Origin of the sequence: Candidatus Sphingomonas phytovorans (assembly GCA_029202385.1) — a bacterium.
Taxonomy (GTDB): Bacteria; Pseudomonadota; Alphaproteobacteria; order Sphingomonadales; family Sphingomonadaceae; genus Sphingomonas; species Sphingomonas phytovorans.
Genome location: CP119314.1, coordinates 4,175,874 through 4,192,712, shown reverse-complemented (window position 1 = coordinate 4,192,712; position 16,839 = coordinate 4,175,874). Strand labels below are relative to the sequence as shown.

The 16,839-nt window shown below is 66.4% G+C and carries 16 protein-coding genes; 10 read left to right on the top strand and 6 right to left on the bottom strand.

What is annotated here, in order from left to right; translation table 11 throughout:
• Positions 1-200 precede the first annotated feature (200 nt).
• The 4 genes from P0Y59_19395 (at position 201) to P0Y59_19380 (ending at position 6,000) form a co-directional block, all read left to right on the top strand.
• A complete protein-coding gene (locus tag P0Y59_19395; GenBank protein WEJ99086.1) occupies positions 201-2,615 on the top strand; it encodes a ligase-associated DNA damage response DEXH box helicase in 2,415 nt (804 codons plus the stop codon).
• Positions 2,616-2,748: 133 nt separating this feature from the next.
• Positions 2,749-3,615 (top strand): retroviral-like aspartic protease family protein, encoded by an 867-nt coding sequence (locus P0Y59_19390; protein WEJ99085.1) that lies wholly within the window; start codon positions 2,749-2,751, stop codon positions 3,613-3,615.
• Positions 3,605-4,528, top strand: coding sequence for an aspartyl protease family protein (locus tag P0Y59_19385; GenBank protein WEJ99084.1), 924 nt, complete (start codon positions 3,605-3,607; stop codon positions 4,526-4,528). Before P0Y59_19390 ends, P0Y59_19385 begins: the two co-directional genes overlap by 11 nt.
• A gap of 101 nt (positions 4,529-4,629) precedes the next feature.
• On the top strand, positions 4,630-6,000 hold the full coding sequence (locus tag P0Y59_19380; GenBank protein ID WEJ99083.1) for a M20/M25/M40 family metallo-hydrolase: 1,371 nt from the start codon (positions 4,630-4,632) through the stop codon (positions 5,998-6,000).
• 90 nt (positions 6,001-6,090) lie between these two features.
• On the opposite strand, the gene P0Y59_19375 is transcribed toward P0Y59_19380, so the two are convergent.
• Positions 6,091-7,974 carry a potassium transporter Kup gene (locus P0Y59_19375; protein WEJ99082.1) on the bottom strand — a complete coding sequence of 628 codons (1,884 nt, stop codon included), beginning with the start codon at positions 7,972-7,974 and terminating at the stop codon, positions 6,091-6,093.
• Positions 7,975-8,145: 171 nt separating this feature from the next.
• Between P0Y59_19375 and pdeM the strand changes: the two genes are divergently transcribed.
• Positions 8,146-8,805, top strand: coding sequence for a ligase-associated DNA damage response endonuclease PdeM (pdeM, locus tag P0Y59_19370; GenBank protein ID WEJ99081.1), 660 nt, complete (start codon positions 8,146-8,148; stop codon positions 8,803-8,805).
• A 4-nt stretch (positions 8,806-8,809) separates the two neighbouring features.
• Here pdeM and msrA read toward each other — a convergent pair whose 3' ends face one another.
• From msrA to pabB, 4 genes are all read right to left on the bottom strand, one after another.
• Positions 8,810-9,475: a peptide-methionine (S)-S-oxide reductase MsrA gene (gene msrA, locus P0Y59_19365; protein ID WEJ99080.1), complete on the bottom strand. Its 666-nt coding sequence runs from the start codon at positions 9,473-9,475 to the stop codon at positions 8,810-8,812.
• Positions 9,476-9,539: 64 nt separating this feature from the next.
• On the bottom strand, positions 9,540-9,683 hold the full coding sequence (locus tag P0Y59_19360) for a hypothetical protein (protein ID WEJ99079.1): 144 nt from the start codon (positions 9,681-9,683) through the stop codon (positions 9,540-9,542).
• A 102-nt stretch (positions 9,684-9,785) separates the two neighbouring features.
• Positions 9,786-10,985: a pyridoxal phosphate-dependent aminotransferase gene (locus tag P0Y59_19355; GenBank protein ID WEJ99078.1), complete on the bottom strand. Its 1,200-nt coding sequence runs from the start codon at positions 10,983-10,985 to the stop codon at positions 9,786-9,788.
• A 32-nt stretch (positions 10,986-11,017) separates the two neighbouring features.
• Positions 11,018-12,811, bottom strand: a complete 1,794-nt coding sequence (pabB, locus tag P0Y59_19350) for an aminodeoxychorismate synthase component I (protein WEJ99077.1) — start codon at positions 12,809-12,811, stop codon at positions 11,018-11,020.
• A gap of 83 nt (positions 12,812-12,894) precedes the next feature.
• Here pabB and P0Y59_19345 point away from each other — a divergent pair, with 83 nt between their 5' ends.
• Complete coding sequence (locus P0Y59_19345; GenBank protein ID WEJ99076.1) at positions 12,895-13,554, top strand: MBL fold metallo-hydrolase; 660 nt, start codon at positions 12,895-12,897, stop codon at positions 13,552-13,554.
• A gap of 9 nt (positions 13,555-13,563) precedes the next feature.
• Here P0Y59_19345 and P0Y59_19340 read toward each other — a convergent pair whose 3' ends face one another.
• A complete protein-coding gene (locus tag P0Y59_19340) occupies positions 13,564-14,004 on the bottom strand; it encodes an MAPEG family protein (protein WEJ99075.1) in 441 nt (146 codons plus the stop codon).
• A 204-nt stretch (positions 14,005-14,208) separates the two neighbouring features.
• On the opposite strand from P0Y59_19340, the gene rpmF reads away from it, so the two are divergent.
• The 4 genes from rpmF to P0Y59_19320 all read left to right on the top strand — a co-directional run bounded on the left by rpmF (position 14,209) and on the right by P0Y59_19320 (position 16,835).
• Positions 14,209-14,388, top strand: a complete 180-nt coding sequence (gene rpmF, locus P0Y59_19335; GenBank protein WEJ99074.1) for a 50S ribosomal protein L32 — start codon at positions 14,209-14,211, stop codon at positions 14,386-14,388.
• 29 nt (positions 14,389-14,417) lie between these two features.
• Positions 14,418-15,449, top strand: coding sequence for a phosphate acyltransferase PlsX (gene plsX, locus P0Y59_19330; GenBank protein WEJ99073.1), 1,032 nt, complete (start codon positions 14,418-14,420; stop codon positions 15,447-15,449).
• Positions 15,446-16,420, top strand: coding sequence for a ketoacyl-ACP synthase III (locus P0Y59_19325; protein WEJ99072.1), 975 nt, complete (start codon positions 15,446-15,448; stop codon positions 16,418-16,420). The genes plsX and P0Y59_19325 overlap by 4 nt, the downstream gene beginning before the upstream one ends.
• A gap of 115 nt (positions 16,421-16,535) precedes the next feature.
• Positions 16,536-16,835: an integration host factor subunit alpha gene (locus P0Y59_19320; GenBank protein ID WEJ99071.1), complete on the top strand. Its 300-nt coding sequence runs from the start codon at positions 16,536-16,538 to the stop codon at positions 16,833-16,835.
• Positions 16,836-16,839 lie beyond the last annotated feature (4 nt).

Sequence of the window (16,839 nt, the reverse complement as noted above, 5' to 3'; positions counted from 1 at the left end):
CCTCCACCCGGGTCGATCGTGCGAAGTGGGTGGAGACGGCTGCCCCCATTCGGTCATGCCGGACTTGTTCCGGCATCCACCGTTCCGCACCTTCGCCGACCGCTTGGTTTGCGGATCCGTGGCCCCCGGAACAAGTCCGGGGTAACGGAGCGGGTGATGAGTGGGGCTCACCCGCAGAATCGACCTTCCGCTGAGCCTCAGTGTTGAGCCCTTCCCTTCCCGCTCCCCTTGCCAACTGGTTCGCGTCGCGCGGCTGGGTGCCGCGCTCGCACCAGCTAGACATGCTCGAGGTCGGGCGAGCGGCGCGGCACGGGCTGCTCGTCGCCACTACCGGCGCCGGCAAGACGCTGGCCGGCTTCCTGCCGACGCTGGTTGAGCTGATCGAAACCCCCACCGATGGCCTGCACACGCTCTACGTCTCGCCGCTCAAGGCGCTGGCGGTCGATGTGCAACGCAACCTGCTGACCCCGGTCGAGGAGATGGGGCTCGACATCCGCATCGAGACGCGCACCGGCGACACCCCCAGCGACCGCAAGGCACGCCAGCGCATCCGCCCGCCGCAGATCCTGCTGACCACTCCGGAATCGCTCAGCCTGCTCTTGTCCTATCCCGACAGCTTCCTGATATTCGAGGGGCTGAAGACGATCGTAGTCGATGAGGTCCATGCCTTTGCGACGGGCAAGCGCGGTGACCTGCTGTCGTTGTGCATGGCGCGGCTTCAGCGGCTCGCGCCCGGGCTGCGCCGGGTCGCCCTGTCGGCCACCGTCGCCGATCCCGACGGCTATCGCGCCTGGCTCGCGCCTGACGGCGACATCGATCAAGTGACGCTGGTGCGAGGCGAGCCGGGCGCCGATCCGAACATCGCCATCCTGCTGCCCGAGGGCCGCGTCCCCTGGGCCGGGCATTCGGGGCGCTACGCCGCCGAGCAGGTCATGGCCGAGATCGAGACTCACAGGACGTCGATCATCTTCTGCAACACCCGCAGCCTGGCCGAACTGATCTTCCAGGATCTGTGGAAGGTCAACGCGATGCAGCTGCCGATCGGCATCCATCACGGCAGCCTCTCGCTTGAAGCACGGCGCAAGGTGGAGGCGGCGATGGCGGCGGGCAGGCTGCGCGGGCTGGTCGCGACCGCGAGCCTCGATCTCGGTGTCGACTGGGGCGATGTCGATTGCGTGATCCAGATGGGCGCGCCCAAGGGATCGTCCCGGCTGCTGCAACGGATCGGACGATCCAACCACCGGCTGGACGAATCGTCGGAGGCGGTGATCGTGCCGGGCAACCGCTTCGAATATCTCGAGGCGCGCGCGGCGCTGGACGCGGTCGTGGCGGGTGAGCTCGATCCCGACCTCTTCCGTACCGGCGCGCTCGACGTGCTCGCCCAGCATGTCATGGCCTGCGCCTGCGCGGCCCCCTTTCGGCAGGAGGAGATGCTCGACGAGATTCGCTCCGCCCTGCCCTATTCGGCGCTGGAGACGGAGACGTTCGAACAGGTGCTCGGCTTCATCCGCGACGGCGGCTATGCGCTGAAGGCCTATGAGAAGTTCAAGCGGCTGACCCGGGACCCGGACGGTAGCTGGCGCGTCAGCCATCCGAGCTTCGTCGCCCAGCATCGGCTGAACGCCGGCATCATCGTCGAGGCGACGATGCTCACGGTGCGGTTCCGGAACGGACGGACATTGGGCAAGGTGGAGGAGGCATTCGCCGCCTCGATGAGCCCGGGCGACACCTTCTTCTTCGCCGGCACCAGCCTTGAAGTGGAGAAGATCGATACCGAGGACCTGATCGTCCGCGCGACCGCCCGCCCCGCGCGAATCCCGACCTATGGCGGCGCGCGCATGCCGATCTCGACCAACCTTGCCGACCGGGTACGCGGCTTCCTGGCCGACTCGACTGAATGGCCACGGTTTCCCGCTGACGTTCGCGAATGGCTCGAGGTGCAGTCGCGGCGCTCGAAGCTGCCGACCCCGGGCCAGTTGCTGGTCGAGACTTTCCCGCACGAGGGGCGGCACTTCATGGTCGCTTACAGCTTCGAGGGGTGGAACGCACACCAGTCGCTCGGCATGCTGCTGACGCGGCGGATGGAGACGCAAGGGTATCGGCCGCTCGGCTTCGTCGCCAGCGACTATTCGATCGCCTGCTATTCGCTCGATCCCGTCACCGATCCCGCGACGCTGCTGTCACCCGATATCCTCGAAGACGAGTTCGTCGACTGGGTGCAGAGCTCGGCCCTGCTCAAGCGGGCCTTTCGCGAGGTCGCGGTGATCGGCGGGCTGGTCGAGCGCCAGCATCCCGGCAAGCGCAAGACGGGACGACAGGTCACCTTTTCCACCGACCTGATCTACGACGTGCTGCGCCGCTATGAACCGGGCCATTTGCTGCTCCAGGCGGCCTGGGCGGATGCGCGCGCCAAGATGACCGATGTGGGGCGCCTAGCCGACCTGCTCGACCGCGCGGCCGAGACGATGCTGCATGTCGACCTGCCCCGAGTCTCGCCTCTTGCCGTACCGGTGCTGACCCTGATCGGGCGGGAACGGATCGCGATGGGGCTCGCCGACGACGCGCTGCTGATCGAGGCTGAATCGCTGGCGGCGGAGGCGATGCGGCTCGACTGATCCATTTCAGGCTGAACGTCGGTTTTCTGCGGTCGAATAGCCCCTTGTTGAAGGTCCGCAACGGGCGTAACTTCGTCTCATGCGCGGAATAACCGCCCTTGTCATCGCTATTGCGGCCGCCGCTCCCGGAGGGTTGTCCGCGCGACAGGGCGAGGTGCCGCCCGCCGCCGAAAATACCCTGGCCTTCGATGATTCCGCCCAGCGCATGACGGTGCCCGTCACCATCGGCACCACCGGCCCGTTCCCTTTCATCATCGACACCGGCGCCGAACGAACGGTGATCTCGCGCGAGCTCGCCGCGACGCTTGGCCTGTCGCCCGGGCCCGACGTGCGAATGACGGCAATGACCGGCACGAGCAATGTCGGGACGGTGGTGATCCCGTCACTCAATGTCAGCAACATCATCAGCCAGCCGATCGAAGCGCCCGCGCTCTATTCAGTCAATCTGGGCGCACCCGGCATGCTGGGCATCGACACGCTGAGCGGTCACGCCCTCTCGATCGATTTCGAGACCAACAGCATGAAGATCCGGCCATCGACCAAGCGCAACCGCGCGCCCGTCCTGAACGGCGACATCGTCGTCCGCGCCAGGAGCGTCTATGGCCAGCTGATCGTCACCCAGGCCTATTACAAGGGCCGGCGGATCAGCGTGATCGTCGACACCGGATCGTCGGTCAGCATGGGCAATTCAGCCTTGCGCGCCAGGATGCGCGGCGAGTTGAAGGCGTCCGAGCCGATTACCCTGACCAGTGTGACGGGCGACAAACTGACCGCCGACTATACCCAGGTCACCAGCCTCGACATCGGCGGGGTTACCTTCAATCACCTGCCGATCGCCTTTTCCGACGTCGCGCCGTTCCGGCGGTTCGGGCTGAGCAAGGAACCGGCGCTCCTGCTGGGCATGGATGCGCTGCGCCTCTTCCGGAAGGTCGAGGTCGATTTTGCCAATCGCGAAGTGCGCTTCGCGCTTCCAAGGGGGAGTCGTCCAGATGCCTTCTGACACGCCCGCCATGCGCGGCTTGATCCTTGTGTCGCTTGCAATGGCTGCCGTCGCGCCCGGCGCGTCGGTGGCGCAGGATCCGACGCCGCCACCCGCGCCGACCGTGCTCGATATCGGATCCGCCGATGATCGCATGACCGTGCCGGTTTCGATCGGAAATAGCGGCCCGTTCCATTTCGTCGTCGATACCGGCGCGCAGCGCACGGTCATCTCACGCGAACTTGCCGGCAAGCTCGGCCTTGCGTCGGGCAGGGACGTCCGGCTGACCGCCATGACCGGCACGTCCAACGTCGCGACGGTGATGATCCCGAAGATCAGCGTGAGCACGATGGGCGGCACCAGCATCGAGGCGCCTTCGCTCGAATCGCGCGACCTCGGTGCGCTGGGCATGCTCGGGCTGGACACGCTCCAGGGCCATGCCCTGACGATCGATTTCGCGAAGGAGACCATGACCCTCGCGCCATCCGTCAAACGACGGCGGAGCATGAACGCGATGCCCGGCGAGATCGTGGTTCACGGGAAGAATCTCTACGGCCAGCTCATCGTGAGCGACGCCAGCTATCGCGGACAGAAGATCCGGGTCATCCTGGATACCGGATCGGGTATCACCATGGGCAATATGGCGCTGAAGCGCAGCGTCGCGCACGGCGCGAAGGCGGTTCGGCCGATCGCGCTCTGGGGCGTAACCGGCGAATCGATGGAGGTCGGCTACACGCAGATCGACAAGGTCGACTTTGCGGGCATCACCTTTTCCCATCTGCCCGTCGCTTTCTCCGACGCCGAGCCGTTTCGCCATTTCGGCCTGACCGATAAGCCGGCCCTGCTGCTCGGCATGGACGCATTGCGGCTGTTCCGGCGCGTCAAGATCGATTTCCCGAACCGCGAAGTCCGTATTATGGTCATGGACGGCTAGGCCGGTACCGTCGTCACCGTCGATACCACCGGCCGCTGATCTTTTGGTCCAACTCGGGGGTGCACGCCATCATTAGAACGATATCCATCTGCTCGGCGGCCGTGATCGCCTTGCTTCCCGTCGCCGCATCGGCTCAGGCGCTTCGCCCCGATCAACAGGCATTTTTCGGGCTCTACAAGGAGTTGATCGAGACCAACACGACCCTGTCCTCGGGCAGTTGCACCCAGGCGGCGGCACAGATCGGCGCCCGGTTGAAGGCGGCGGGCTTCCCCGACGGCGACATCACCTATTTTTCGGTACCCGAACATCCCAAGGACGGCGGCATCGTCGCGGTGCTGCCGGGGTCGGACAAGCGTGCCAAGCCGATGCTGCTGCTCGGCCATCTCGACGTGGTCGAGGCCAAGCGCGCCGACTGGATCCGCGATCCCTTCAAGCTGATCGAGGAGGACGGCTATTATTATGCGCGCGGCGCGGTCGACGACAAGGCGATGGCCGCCGTGTGGGCTGACAGCCTGATCCGTTTCAAGACGAGCGGCTACAAGCCGAAACGGACGATCAAGCTCGCCCTCACCTGCGGCGAGGAAACGACCTTCGCCTTCAATGGCGCGCAATGGCTTGCGGCCAACAAGCGCGATCTGATCGCGGCTGAGTTCGCGCTCAACGAAGGCGGCGGCGGGCGCTACGATGCGAACGGCAAGCCTCAGTTGCTGGCGATCCAGGTCGGCGAGAAGGCAGCGCAGAACTACACGTTCGAGGCGACCAACCCCGGTGGCCACAGCTCGCAGCCCACGCCCGAGAACGCGATCTACGAACTCGCCGACGCGCTCGAGGCGGTGCGGGCCTATGAATTCCCGGTCAAGTTCACCGATACCACCCGGGCCTTTTTCGGCGCGACTGCGGCGGCGATGCCGGGGCCGGTGGGCGACGCGATCAACCGCCTGCTCGCCAATCCGGAGGACAAGGCGGCCGACGCGCTGATCAGCCGGGACAAGGCGATGCATTCGACCCTGCGCACCACCTGCGTCGCCACGCTGGTGAATGCCGGCCATGCGGAGAACGCCCTGCCGCAACGCGCCACCGCCAACGTCAATTGCCGCATCTTCCCCGGCGAGACGGTCGAGGCGACATTCGCGAAGCTCAAGGAACTGGCGGGTCCGAAGGTGAAGGTGACCATCAACCAGCCGATCCGGCCCACCGCGATCCCGCCATCGCTCGACCCGAAGATCGTCGACCCGGCCAAGGCGGTCGCCGCGAAGCACTTCCCCGGCCTGCCGATCCTGCCGCTGATGTCGACGGGCGCGACCGACGGCATCTTCCTCCAGGCGATCGGCATCCCGGTCTATGGCGCGCCCGGCATCTTCGTCGATACCGACTTCAACGGCATTCACGGGCTGAACGAACGGATCCGGACCAAATCGCTCTATGAGGGCCGGGACTATCTGTACGATCTCGTAAAGGCCTATGCCGGATAGGATCGACGACGGGACTCCGGGGATCGGGCGACAGCGCCCGAGGCCCTGGATTTCCGCCTGCGCGGGTGATCGTTCAGGCGCGTTCCGTGCCTAGACGGTCACCTGCTCACCCAGCTCGAGCACCTTGCCTGGTGGGATGCGCAGGAAATCCGTCGGGTCGCTGGCGTTGCGCTGCAGGAACATGAAGATCCGGTCCTGCCACAGCGGCATGCCCTGGTTCGCGGCGGGCTTCAGCGTATTGCGGCCGATGAAATAGCTGGTCTTGGCCGGGTTGAGCAATTTGCGCGAGCCGGCTTGCTCAAGCCCCAGGTCGCGCGGCACGTCAGGCGATTCCATGAAGCCATATGTGAGGACGACCGCCTTGAAATTGTCGTCGATCCGAGTCGTCTTCATGCGCTCTTCGGCCGGTACGACCGGGCGGTCAGCGGTGCGGATGCTGACGATCAGGTTGCGCTCGTGAAGCACCTTGTTGTGCTTGAGGTTGTGCAGCAGCGCGCCCGGCGCACTTTCCGGATTGGCGGTCAGGAAGACCGCCGTGCCCTCGACCCGTTCCGGCGGGCGGCGGCTCAGGGCAGCCGCGAGATCGGCGAGCGGCACGCTCTGGCGCTGCTCGAACGCGCGCACGATGCCCCGGCCGCGCACCCAGGTGTAGATCAGCAGCGCGATCATCGCACCGACCAGGAGCGACACCCAGCCGCCCTCGATCACGCGCAGGATATTGGCCCCGAAGAACACCAGGTCGAGTGCGAGGAAGGGCAGGATCACCGTGATCGCCAGCGGTCGCGACCAGTTCCAGCGATGACGGGCGACGATATAGGCGAGGCAGGTGGTGACGACCATCGTGCCGGTGACCGCGATGCCATAAGCCGCGGCCATCGACGAGGAGGTGCGGAACTGGATCACCAGCACCAGCACGCCGATCAGCAGCAGCCAGTTGATCGATGGCAGGTAGATCTGCCCCGAATGCTGTGCCGATGTCTGGCGGACGCGCAGGCGCGGCAACAGCCCGAGCTGGATCGCCTGCTGGGTCAGCGAAAAGGCCCCCGTGATCACTGCCTGGCTGGCGATGATCGTCGCCAGCATCGCGAGCGCGATCAGCCAGGGACGGACATTTTCGGGCGCCATCAGGAAGAACCAGTCCTGGTTGCCGAAATTCTGATGGGTCGCCGCCGCCGTTTCCAGCGCGTTGAGCGCGAAGGCGCCCTGGCCGAGATAGTTGAGCGTCAGCGCCGGGAAAACGAGGAAGAACCAGCCCATCCGGATCGGGGCCGGGCCAAAATGCCCCATGTCGGCGGTCAATGCCTCGGCACCGGTCACCGTCAGGAACACGGCACCGAGCACGAACAGCCCGATCGTCCCATGAGTCGCGAGGAACACGCCGCCATACCAGGGGGAGAAGACGCGCAATATCGAAGGCTCGTCCCAGATGTGCCAGAGGCCGAGGCCGCCGATCGTCAGGAACCAGAGGATGCAGACGGGCCCGAACAGCTTCGAGACATGCGCGGTGCCGCGTGCCTGGATCAGGAACAGCGCGATCAGGATCGCGATGGTGAGGAACAGGATGGTGTGCTCGCCGATCGCGGTGCCCGCGCCGGGGATCGTGCGCAGACCCTCGACCGCCGACAATACCGACAGCGCCGGCGTGATGATCGCATCGCCATAGAAGAGCGAGGCGCCGGCGGCACCGAGGACGAGCGCGATCATCGATCGCCTGCCGAGAGCGCGCCGCGCGAGCGCGGTCAGCGCCAGCACGCCGCCTTCGCCCTGATTGTCCGCGCGCATCAGGAACCCGACATATTTGACGCTGACGACGAGGATCAGCGTCCACAAGGCAAGGCTCAGGACACCGAGAATCTCGCTCGGATCGATCCCGTCCTGCGCCGACTGCGCCAGCGCCTCGCGAAACGCGTAGAGCGGGCTGGTGCCGATATCGCCGAAGACGACACCGATGGCGCCGATGGTGAGCGCAAGCATCGCTGGATGGGAGCGACGCGGCTGCCCCGTCGTTTCAGGGACTGAAGACATGAAAATCTGGCCTGCCGAGGAGGACGGCGCGCTTTACGCCTGTTGCTGAGCAGCGCAAGGCCTTTTGTTGCGCTGCCGCAAGCCGTTGATCTGGGGGGCGGATCGCTGCATAGCAAGACCATGGTTCCCTTTTCGTTCGCTGGCCACGATCTGCTCGTACTGTCGCAGGGCGCGCTTTTCTGGCCCGCGCGGCGTGCTTTGCTGGTTGCCGACCTGCATTTCGAGAAGGCGAGCTGGTTCGCGATTCGCGGCCAGATGCTGCCCCCTTATGATACGATCGCGACGCTGGCCGAGCTTGCCGAGCTCGCCGACCACACCGGGGCGGCCGAAATCTGGTGCCTGGGCGACAGCTTCCACGATTCGGCGGGGTGCGAACGCTTGCCCGGCGAGGCGCAGGAAATGCTGCGCGCCCTGACCGTCGCGCGGCGCTGGGTCTGGATCACCGGCAATCACGACCGGACGATCGACCGATGTGGCGGCGAGGTGATGGACGAAGCGCTGGTCGATGGGTTGATGTTGCGCCACGAGGCCGATCCGCGCGAGCCCCGTCCCGAACTGTCGGGGCATTTCCACCCAAAGCTGCGGGTGCGGGTGCGGGGACGCCAGGTTTCGCGCCGCTGCTTCGTCGCGAGCGGGACGAAGCTCATCCTGCCGGCGTTCGGGGCGCTGACTGGCGGTCTCGATGCTGACCACCCTGAAATCGTCCGCGCGGTGGGCGCCGGGGCCGAGGCGCTGATACCGGTCGAGGACCGGCTGCTGCGCTTTCCGCTGGCAGCCTGAAGGCTCAGCCCGGCTTGGCCAGCGCCGGGAAAGCCGCCTTGAACGCAGCCACCTTCGGCTTGTCCCACTGGACGATATAGGGGTGGCGCGGATTCCGGTCGTAGAAATTCTGATGATAGGCCTCGGCCGCGAAGAAGCGGCCGCTTTCCAGCCTCGTCACGATGGGCTGGGGGAAGGACCGGGCCTTGCCGAGCTGGGCGATATAGGCAGCCGCAACGTCGCGTTGCGCCGGGTTCTGCGGGAAGATCGCCGAGCGATAGCTGGGACCGGTATCCGGCCCCTGACGGTTGAGCTCGGTCGGATCGTGCGCGATCGAGAAATAGACGCGCAGCAGCGTCGCGTAGCTGACCTGCGCCGGATCGAAGACGATCTTCACCGCCTCGGCATGGCGCGTGGTTTCGGTGCTGACCTGATCATAGGTCGCGTTCCCCGCGGTGCCGCCGGCATAGCCAGCAGTCACGGCGCGCACCCCCTTCACCCGCTCGAACACCGCCTCCATGCCCCAGAAGCAGCCGCCGGCAAGGATCGCGGTCTGGGGCCCCGGCGCCTTGGGTACGTCCTGAAGCGCGGCCGGAATCGGCACCGCGCGTTCGGCGTTGGCGGCTCCGCCGGACAAGGCAGCGAAGGCCACCCCGGCGACAGCGGCAGCGGCTAGCATAGTCCTCAACATGGATCGCCTTTCGATGGGCATCCACATGAATATAGGAACTCCCGGTCGAGCCGGAAGTGCCCGGTCAGGGAAGAGCGTGCAGGACGCTCGCCAGATTGTCGACGAGCCCTGCCGCGTTGGCGGGCTGGAGGATCAACAGGCCGATGGCGCCGATGACGAAACCGCCCGCGAATCGCCAGAAAAACGCTTCCTTCAGAATAGCGCGCATCGCCACTCAACCTTCACATCTATTCTACGCCGAACCGGCACAGGACCGATTCGTTACGGTGCCCGCTTTTGCCTTGTCCGGATGAACGGGAGCTTGCTGTCCCTATCGCAGCGCGGCGCAAGCCGTCTGGATTCGCTCGCATGCCTCCCGCAACAGGTCCTCGGAAGTCGCATAGCTGATCCGCATCGCCGGCGAGAGACCGAACGCCGCCCCCTGCACCGCCGCGACCTTCGCCTCGTCGAGCAGATAGGCGACCATCGCCTCGTCGGTGTCGATCAGCTGGCCCTTGGGGGTCGACTTGCCGATCAGGCCAGAGAATTCAGGATAGACGTAGAAGGCGCCCTCGGGCCGCGGGCAGGTAATGCCGTTCGCCTGGTTGAGCATCGACACCACCAGATCGCGGCGCGACTGGAACAGCGCGGCATGATCCTTGAGGAAGGCCTGGTCGCCGGTCAGCGCCGCGACCGAGGCCGCCTGGGCGATCGAGCAGGGATTGGAGGTCGACTGCGACTGGAGCTTGGCCATCGCCTTGATCAGCCAGGGCGCGCCACCGGCGAAGCCGATGCGCCAGCCAGTCATCGCATAAGCCTTGGAACAACCGTTCGCGGTCAGCGTGCGATCGTAGAGCGAGGGGCAGACCTGTGCGATCGTGGCGAATTCGAAACCGTCATAGATGATATGCTCGTACATATCGTCGGCGAAGATCCAGACATGCGGGTGCCGTTCGAGCACCTCGCCCAGCGCCTTGAGCTCGGCGGCCGAATAGGCAGCGCCGGTCGGGTTGGACGGCGAGTTGAGGATGACCCACTTGGTCTTCGGCGTGATCGCCGCCTCGAGCTGCTCGGGCAACAGCTTGTATCCCTGCGCCGGCCCCGCCGCGACGAACACCGGCGTGCCGCCCGCGAACAGCACGACGTCAGGATAGCTCACCCAATAGGGCGCGGGCACGATCACTTCGTCGCCGGCATCGACCGTCGCGACCATCGCGTTGAACAGGGTGTGCTTGCCGCCCGCGTTGATGGTGATCTGGTCGGGCGCGTAGGTCAGGCCGTTGTCGCGCTTGAACTTGGTGATCACCGCCGCCTTCAGCTCGGGCGTGCCGTCGACATTGGTGTATTTCGTCTTGCCGTCGCGGATCGCCTTGATGCCCGCTTCCTTGATGAATTCGGGCGTGTCGAAATCGGGCTCGCCGGCGCCAAGGCCGATCACGTCGACGCCGGCCCGCTGCAGCTCCTGCACGCGCGAGGTGATCGCGAGCGTGGGCGATGGCTTGATACGGGCGAGCGCGGCGGATGGTTGCATGAATTGGGCGCCTTTGTCTGGAAGCGGCGCGGCTATAGACCCGGGTCGGTTCCGTTCGCAACCGCAACAATGGCGGGAATCAGCCCTCGCAGCGCATTTCCGATGAAAAAACCGCCGACGAGATCGGCCGGGGTCAAATCACCCTCAACCGCGCGGCCAGTGGCGATCAGATCGGCGCGCAACACGCCCGGCAGCAGGCCTCGCGCAAGCGGTGGCGTGACGAGGATCCCGTTGCGTTCGACAAACAGCGAGGTGAAGCTGCCCTCGGTCAGGAATCCATCGGGATCGATGAAGACCATCTCGAAACAGCCAACCGGCGGAGTGCCGTAAAAAGCACGGTCGCTGGTTTTGTGGCGAAGACGGAAATCGGAGGGATCGACCGGCAGCGGCACGAGAGCGACGACCACAGGTTCCGCCGGCGAACCCGGCATCGGCGACACCTCGACCGCGATCGCCCCGCTCTTCGCCAGCACCAGCCTGATGCGTCGCGCCCTGCGCAGGCGGAAGGTCGCAGCCTGGAGTTCATTGCGCACGGCATGGCGATCGAACGGAAAGCCGAACAGGTCGGCGCTCGCCTTCATCCGCGCGAGGTGGCGCTCGAGCAGGGACATGCCCGTCTCCGGATCGAACGCCATCGTCTCGATCAGGTCGAAAGATCCGTCGCTGGTCAGGAAATCACCCTTGGCAAGGCATTCGTCCCATTCCTCATGCACTTTCGAATCGGCGACGATGCCGCCGCCCACGCCGAACGATCCCCCGGGCAAATCATGCGCGTCGCCGCGCCGGATCGCCAGAGTCCGGATCGCGACGTTGAACATCGCATCACCCCCCGCGTCCAGCCGGCCGATCGCCCCGGTATAGACGCCGCGTGGCGGGCTTGCCTGCTCGACCTCGGCAATCGCCTGCATCGCGCGGATCTTCGGCGCGCCCGTCACCGAGCCGCACGGGAACAGGGCAGCAAGCACGTCGATCGCGTCGCGATCCTCGGCGAGATCGGCGGTGACGGTCGAGACCATGGTATGCACGGTCGGATAGGTCTCGACGGTGAACAGGGCGGGCACCGCGACGCTGCCCGGCCGGGCGATGCGCGAGAGGTCGTTGCGCATCAGGTCGACGATCATCAGATTTTCCGCGCGCTGCTTGGGATCGGCGCTGAGCGACGCAGCGAGGGCGCGATCCTCGGCAAAGGTCGCGCCGCGGCGCACCGTCCCTTTCATCGGGCGGCAGGTGAGCCGGCGATCGTCAAGCGCGAAGAAGAGTTCGGGCGACAGCGACAAGAACAGGTCGGCACCCGTATCGATCAGCGCGCCGAACCCGGCCCGCGCCCGGGCACGAAGCTGCGCGTAGAGAGCGAGCGGGTCGCCGGCGTGGCGCACGGTCGCGCGGTAGCTGAGGTTGATCTGGTAGACGTCGCCCGCCGCGATCAGATCGAGGACCCGCGCGAACTGATCGTGATATGCCGCCTGGTCGATGCCCGGTCGTGGTGGCGCGATCCAGGCCCCGGCGGGATCGGGCAGCAGCGCCGGCACGTCGGCCGCAGCCATCTCCTCATACCCTTCGAACAGGCCGAACCAGAGCAGCGGCGCATCGGTCGCCCGCGGCATGCCCAGCACCGGCTCGAAGGCGGCGCCGGCATCGTAGGAGAGGAAGCCGGCGGCATGGAATCCTGCATCCCGCGCCGCGCGGAGCATGTCGAGCGCGGGCAGCACCTCGGCGACGGTGCGCGCTTCCACCACGCGCACCGGCCGGCGATAGAGGCGCGCGGGAACGGCATCCTCTCGGGCATCGTCCAGCAGAACGAACGGGGCGGTTTCACGGGCGAGCATCGACAGCCCGCCAAATGCAACCCGAATGGGCGCACGGCAACCCCGCGCTTGCCCGGAGACGCGGCGAGGCTTACCTCCGCGGCATGGCACTCCCTCCCCTTCGCGCGGCGATCGTCCCGGTCACGCCGCTCCAGCAGAACTGCTCGCTGATCTGGTGCACCGCGACGATGCGCGGCGCGTTCGTCGATCCGGGCGGCGACCTGCCCAAGCTGCGCGCCGCTGCCGCGCAGCACGGCGTGACGGTCGAGAAGATCATCCTGACGCACGGCCATATCGACCATTGCGGCGAGGCCAAGCCGCTTGCCGAGGAGTTCGGCGTGCCGATCGAGGGGCCGCACGAGGCCGACCGCTTCTGGATCGCGCGACTCGACGAGGACGGGAAGAATTACGGCATCCGCGGCGTCGTGTTCGAGCCGGACCGCTGGCTGGTCGAGGGCGATACCGTCACGATCGGCGACCTGACGCTCGACGTCTATCATACCCCCGGCCACACGCCGGGCCATGTGATCTTCCACCATGCGCCGTCGAAGCTCGCGCTGGTCGGCGACGTGCTGTTCCAGGGATCGATCGGGCGGACCGACTTCCCGCTCGGCAACCACCAGCATTTGCTTCAGTCGATCGTCGGGAAGCTCTGGCCGCTCGGCAACGACACCGCCTTCATCCCCGGCCACGGCCCGCCAAGCAACTTCGCGCATGAGCGGGAGCACAACATGTTCGTCAGCGACCGGGCGATGGCGGCCTGAGAAAGGGGATCACCCCGCGGCGGGGATCGTCTCGATCACCGTCGGCTTCGCCTCGTGCTTCGCGAGGAGCGGCAGGCTGATCGCGTAGAGGCCGAGGCCGGCGAGCAGCAGGAAGGTGATCAGGATCCCGACCGGGCGGCCGTATTTCATGCCGTCCATACCCAGCGGATGGAGGATTCGCGCGACAAGGAAGGCGACGCTCGCCACCCAGAGCCAGGTCGAGGTGCCGGCGCTATATTCGATCAGCGCGATCAGGATCAGGATGAAGGGCGCATATTCAGTGAAGTTCGCCTGCGCGCGCATGCGGCAGATCAGCGCCGCGTCGCCGCCGTCGCCGATGCTGACCTTCGCCTTCTGGCGCACGCTGCCGGTGCGGATCGCCAGCCACAGGGCGATCAGCGCGGTCGCCCCCGCGGTCGTGAGCGTGATCGGCAGCATGATCGGATTCATCGTGTCTCTCCCCCGGAAATATGTGCCGCCAGCGTGCCAGTCCTTCGCCGCGCTTGCAACGTGCGCCCGAATCGCTATAGGCGCACGCTTCGCGATGCGTCCGGCCGCAGGTGCCTACCGCGGCTGACGGAAGCGTCGGTTGCGCTGGCGTCCGTCCGGGCGTACCGCGCTTATTGACCCAGACAAGAACAAGGTTTCGCCGAAATGGCCGTCCCCAAGAGAAAGACTTCGCCGTCCAAGCGCGGCATGCGTCGCAGCCACGACTCGCTGAGCATCGACTCCTTCCAGGAGTGCCCGAACTGTGGCGAGCTGAAGCGCCCGCATAACCTGTGCGGATCGTGCGGCCATTACAATGGCCGTGAGATCGTTTCGGTCGAAGGCTGAGCCAGACAGTCCAACAGGGGGCCAGCCGCGTGTCGAACAGCTCCCGGATCGCCGTCGACGCAATGGGCGGCGACGAAGGCCTTGCTGTGATGCTGGCCGGCGTCGCGCGCGCGCGACGGCGCTTCGAGGATATGCGCTTCATCCTGGTCGGGGACGAAGAGCGGATCCGCGAAGGCCTGAAGACTCATCCCAACCTGACCGCGCATAGCGAGATCGTCCACGCCCCCGAGGTCGTCGGATCGAGCGACAAGCCGAGCCAGGCGATTCGCCGCGCCAAGACGACGTCGATGGGCGTCGCCATCGACATGGTGAAGCAGGGCCGCGCCGGCGCCGCCGTCTCGTCGGGCAATACCGGCGCGCTGATGGCGATGGCGAAGCTGTCGCTGCGCATGCTGCCGGGGATCGACCGGCCCGCGCTCGCCGCGATGCTGCCGACGCTTGGCGAGAACGACGTGGTCGTGCTCGACCTCGGCGCCAATACCGAATGCGATGCGCGCAACCTCGTCCAGTTCGCGGTGATGGGGGCCGCCTATGCCCGCACCAATCTCGATCTCGAATCGCCCCGCGTCGCGCTGCTCAACATCGGCAGCGAGGACCAGAAGGGCACCGAGGAAATCCGCGATGCAGCCCAGGCGCTCCGCGATGCGACTCACCTGCCCATGAGCTTCACCGGCTTCATCGAGGGCGACCGGCTGTCGCGCGGCGATGTCGACGTGATCGTCTGCGACGGCTTTTCCGGCAACATCGCGCTGAAGACGGCCGAGGGCACTGCCCGATTCGTCGCCGACCTGCTCAAGCGGGCGTTCCGCAGCTCGACCCGGTCGAAGATCGGCTTCCTGATCTCGAAGCCGGCGACCGAGCTGCTGCGGCACCATCTCGACCCCAACAACCATAATGGCGCGGTATTCCTCGGCCTCAACGGCATCGTCGTGAAGAGCCATGGCGGCGCGAACGAGCTGGGCGTGGCGACCGCGATCGCCGCCGCCGCCAAGATGGTCCGTGACGACCTGACCCGGCGGATCAGCGAAGACCTGGGTAATTTCGAGGCCAAGGCAGCGTGATTCGATCGATCATCACCGGCACCGGATCGGCCCTGCCGGCACGGCGCGTGTCGAATGCCGAGCTGGCCGAGACCGTCGACACCTCCGACGAGTGGATCGTCGAGCGCACCGGCATCCGCTTCCGCCATATCGCCGGCCCCGACGAGACAACGGGTACCCTCGCCGCCGATGCGTGCAAGGCAGCACTGGCGGCCGCGGGGCGCTCGGCGCAGGAGATCGACCTGATCGTCCTCGCCACGGCGACCCCCGACCAGACTTTCCCGGCGACCGCCACCAAGGTGCAGGCGATGCTGGGCATCAACGATTGCGTGGCGTTCGACGTCGCAGCGGTCTGCTCCGGTTTCCTTTATGCGGTGCAGGTCGCCGACAGCATGATTCGCGCCGGCGCCCATCGCCGCGCGCTGGTGATCGGCGCCGAGACCTTCAGCCGTATCCTGGACTGGGAGGACCGCACGACCTGCGTGCTGTTCGGCGACGGCGCGGGCGCGATCGTGCTCGAAGCCAATGAAAGCGACGGGGCTGGCGCCGGCGAGCGCGGTATCCTGGCGACCAGGCTCCATGCCGACGGCCGCCACAACGAGCTGCTCTATGTCGATGGCGGGCCCTCGACCACCGGCACCGTCGGCAAGGTGCGGATGAAAGGGCGCGAGGTTTTCCGCCACGCCGTCGTCAACCTGGCCGCCGTGATGACCGAATCGCTCGCCGCCGCCGGCCTCGAATCCTCCGACGTCGACTGGGTCGTGCCGCACCAGGCCAATGCCCGAATCCTCGATGCGACCGCGCGCAAGCTCGGGCTCGATCCGGGGCAGGTCGTGGTGACCGTCGACCAGCACGCCAACACCTCGGCTGCGTCGGTGCCGCTCGCGCTCGACACCGCGGTGCGCGACGGCCGCATCAGGCCGGGCCACCTCCTCGTGCTCGAAGCGATGGGCGGCGGCTTCACCTGGGGCGCCGCAGTCGTTCGACTCTAGGGCGTTTCCACCGAATGCCGGGCGTGCGCGCCGTTTTCATAGTGGAACAAAGCCCTTTCAGTCCGCAGCATCATTGTGTTAGGTTAACTTCTTGCCACTCTGGGGAGGGTAGCGGATGGCACCTGCGGGGACGTTGACACGAGCTGATCTGGCGGAGGCGCTGCACCATCAGGTGGGGCTGTCCCGTGCCGATTCCTCGAAACTGGTTGAGCAGATCCTCAGCCATATGTGCGAGGCGTTGTCCAAGGGCGAGAACGTCAAGATATCCGGCTTCGGAACCTTCGTGCTTCGCGACAAGGGCGAGCGTGTCGGCCGCAATCCGAAGACGGGCATCGAGGTGCCGATCGCACCCCGCCGCGTGCTCACCTTCCGCGCCAGCCAGATGATGCGCGATCGCATCGTGGGCGCGGGCTGACCCG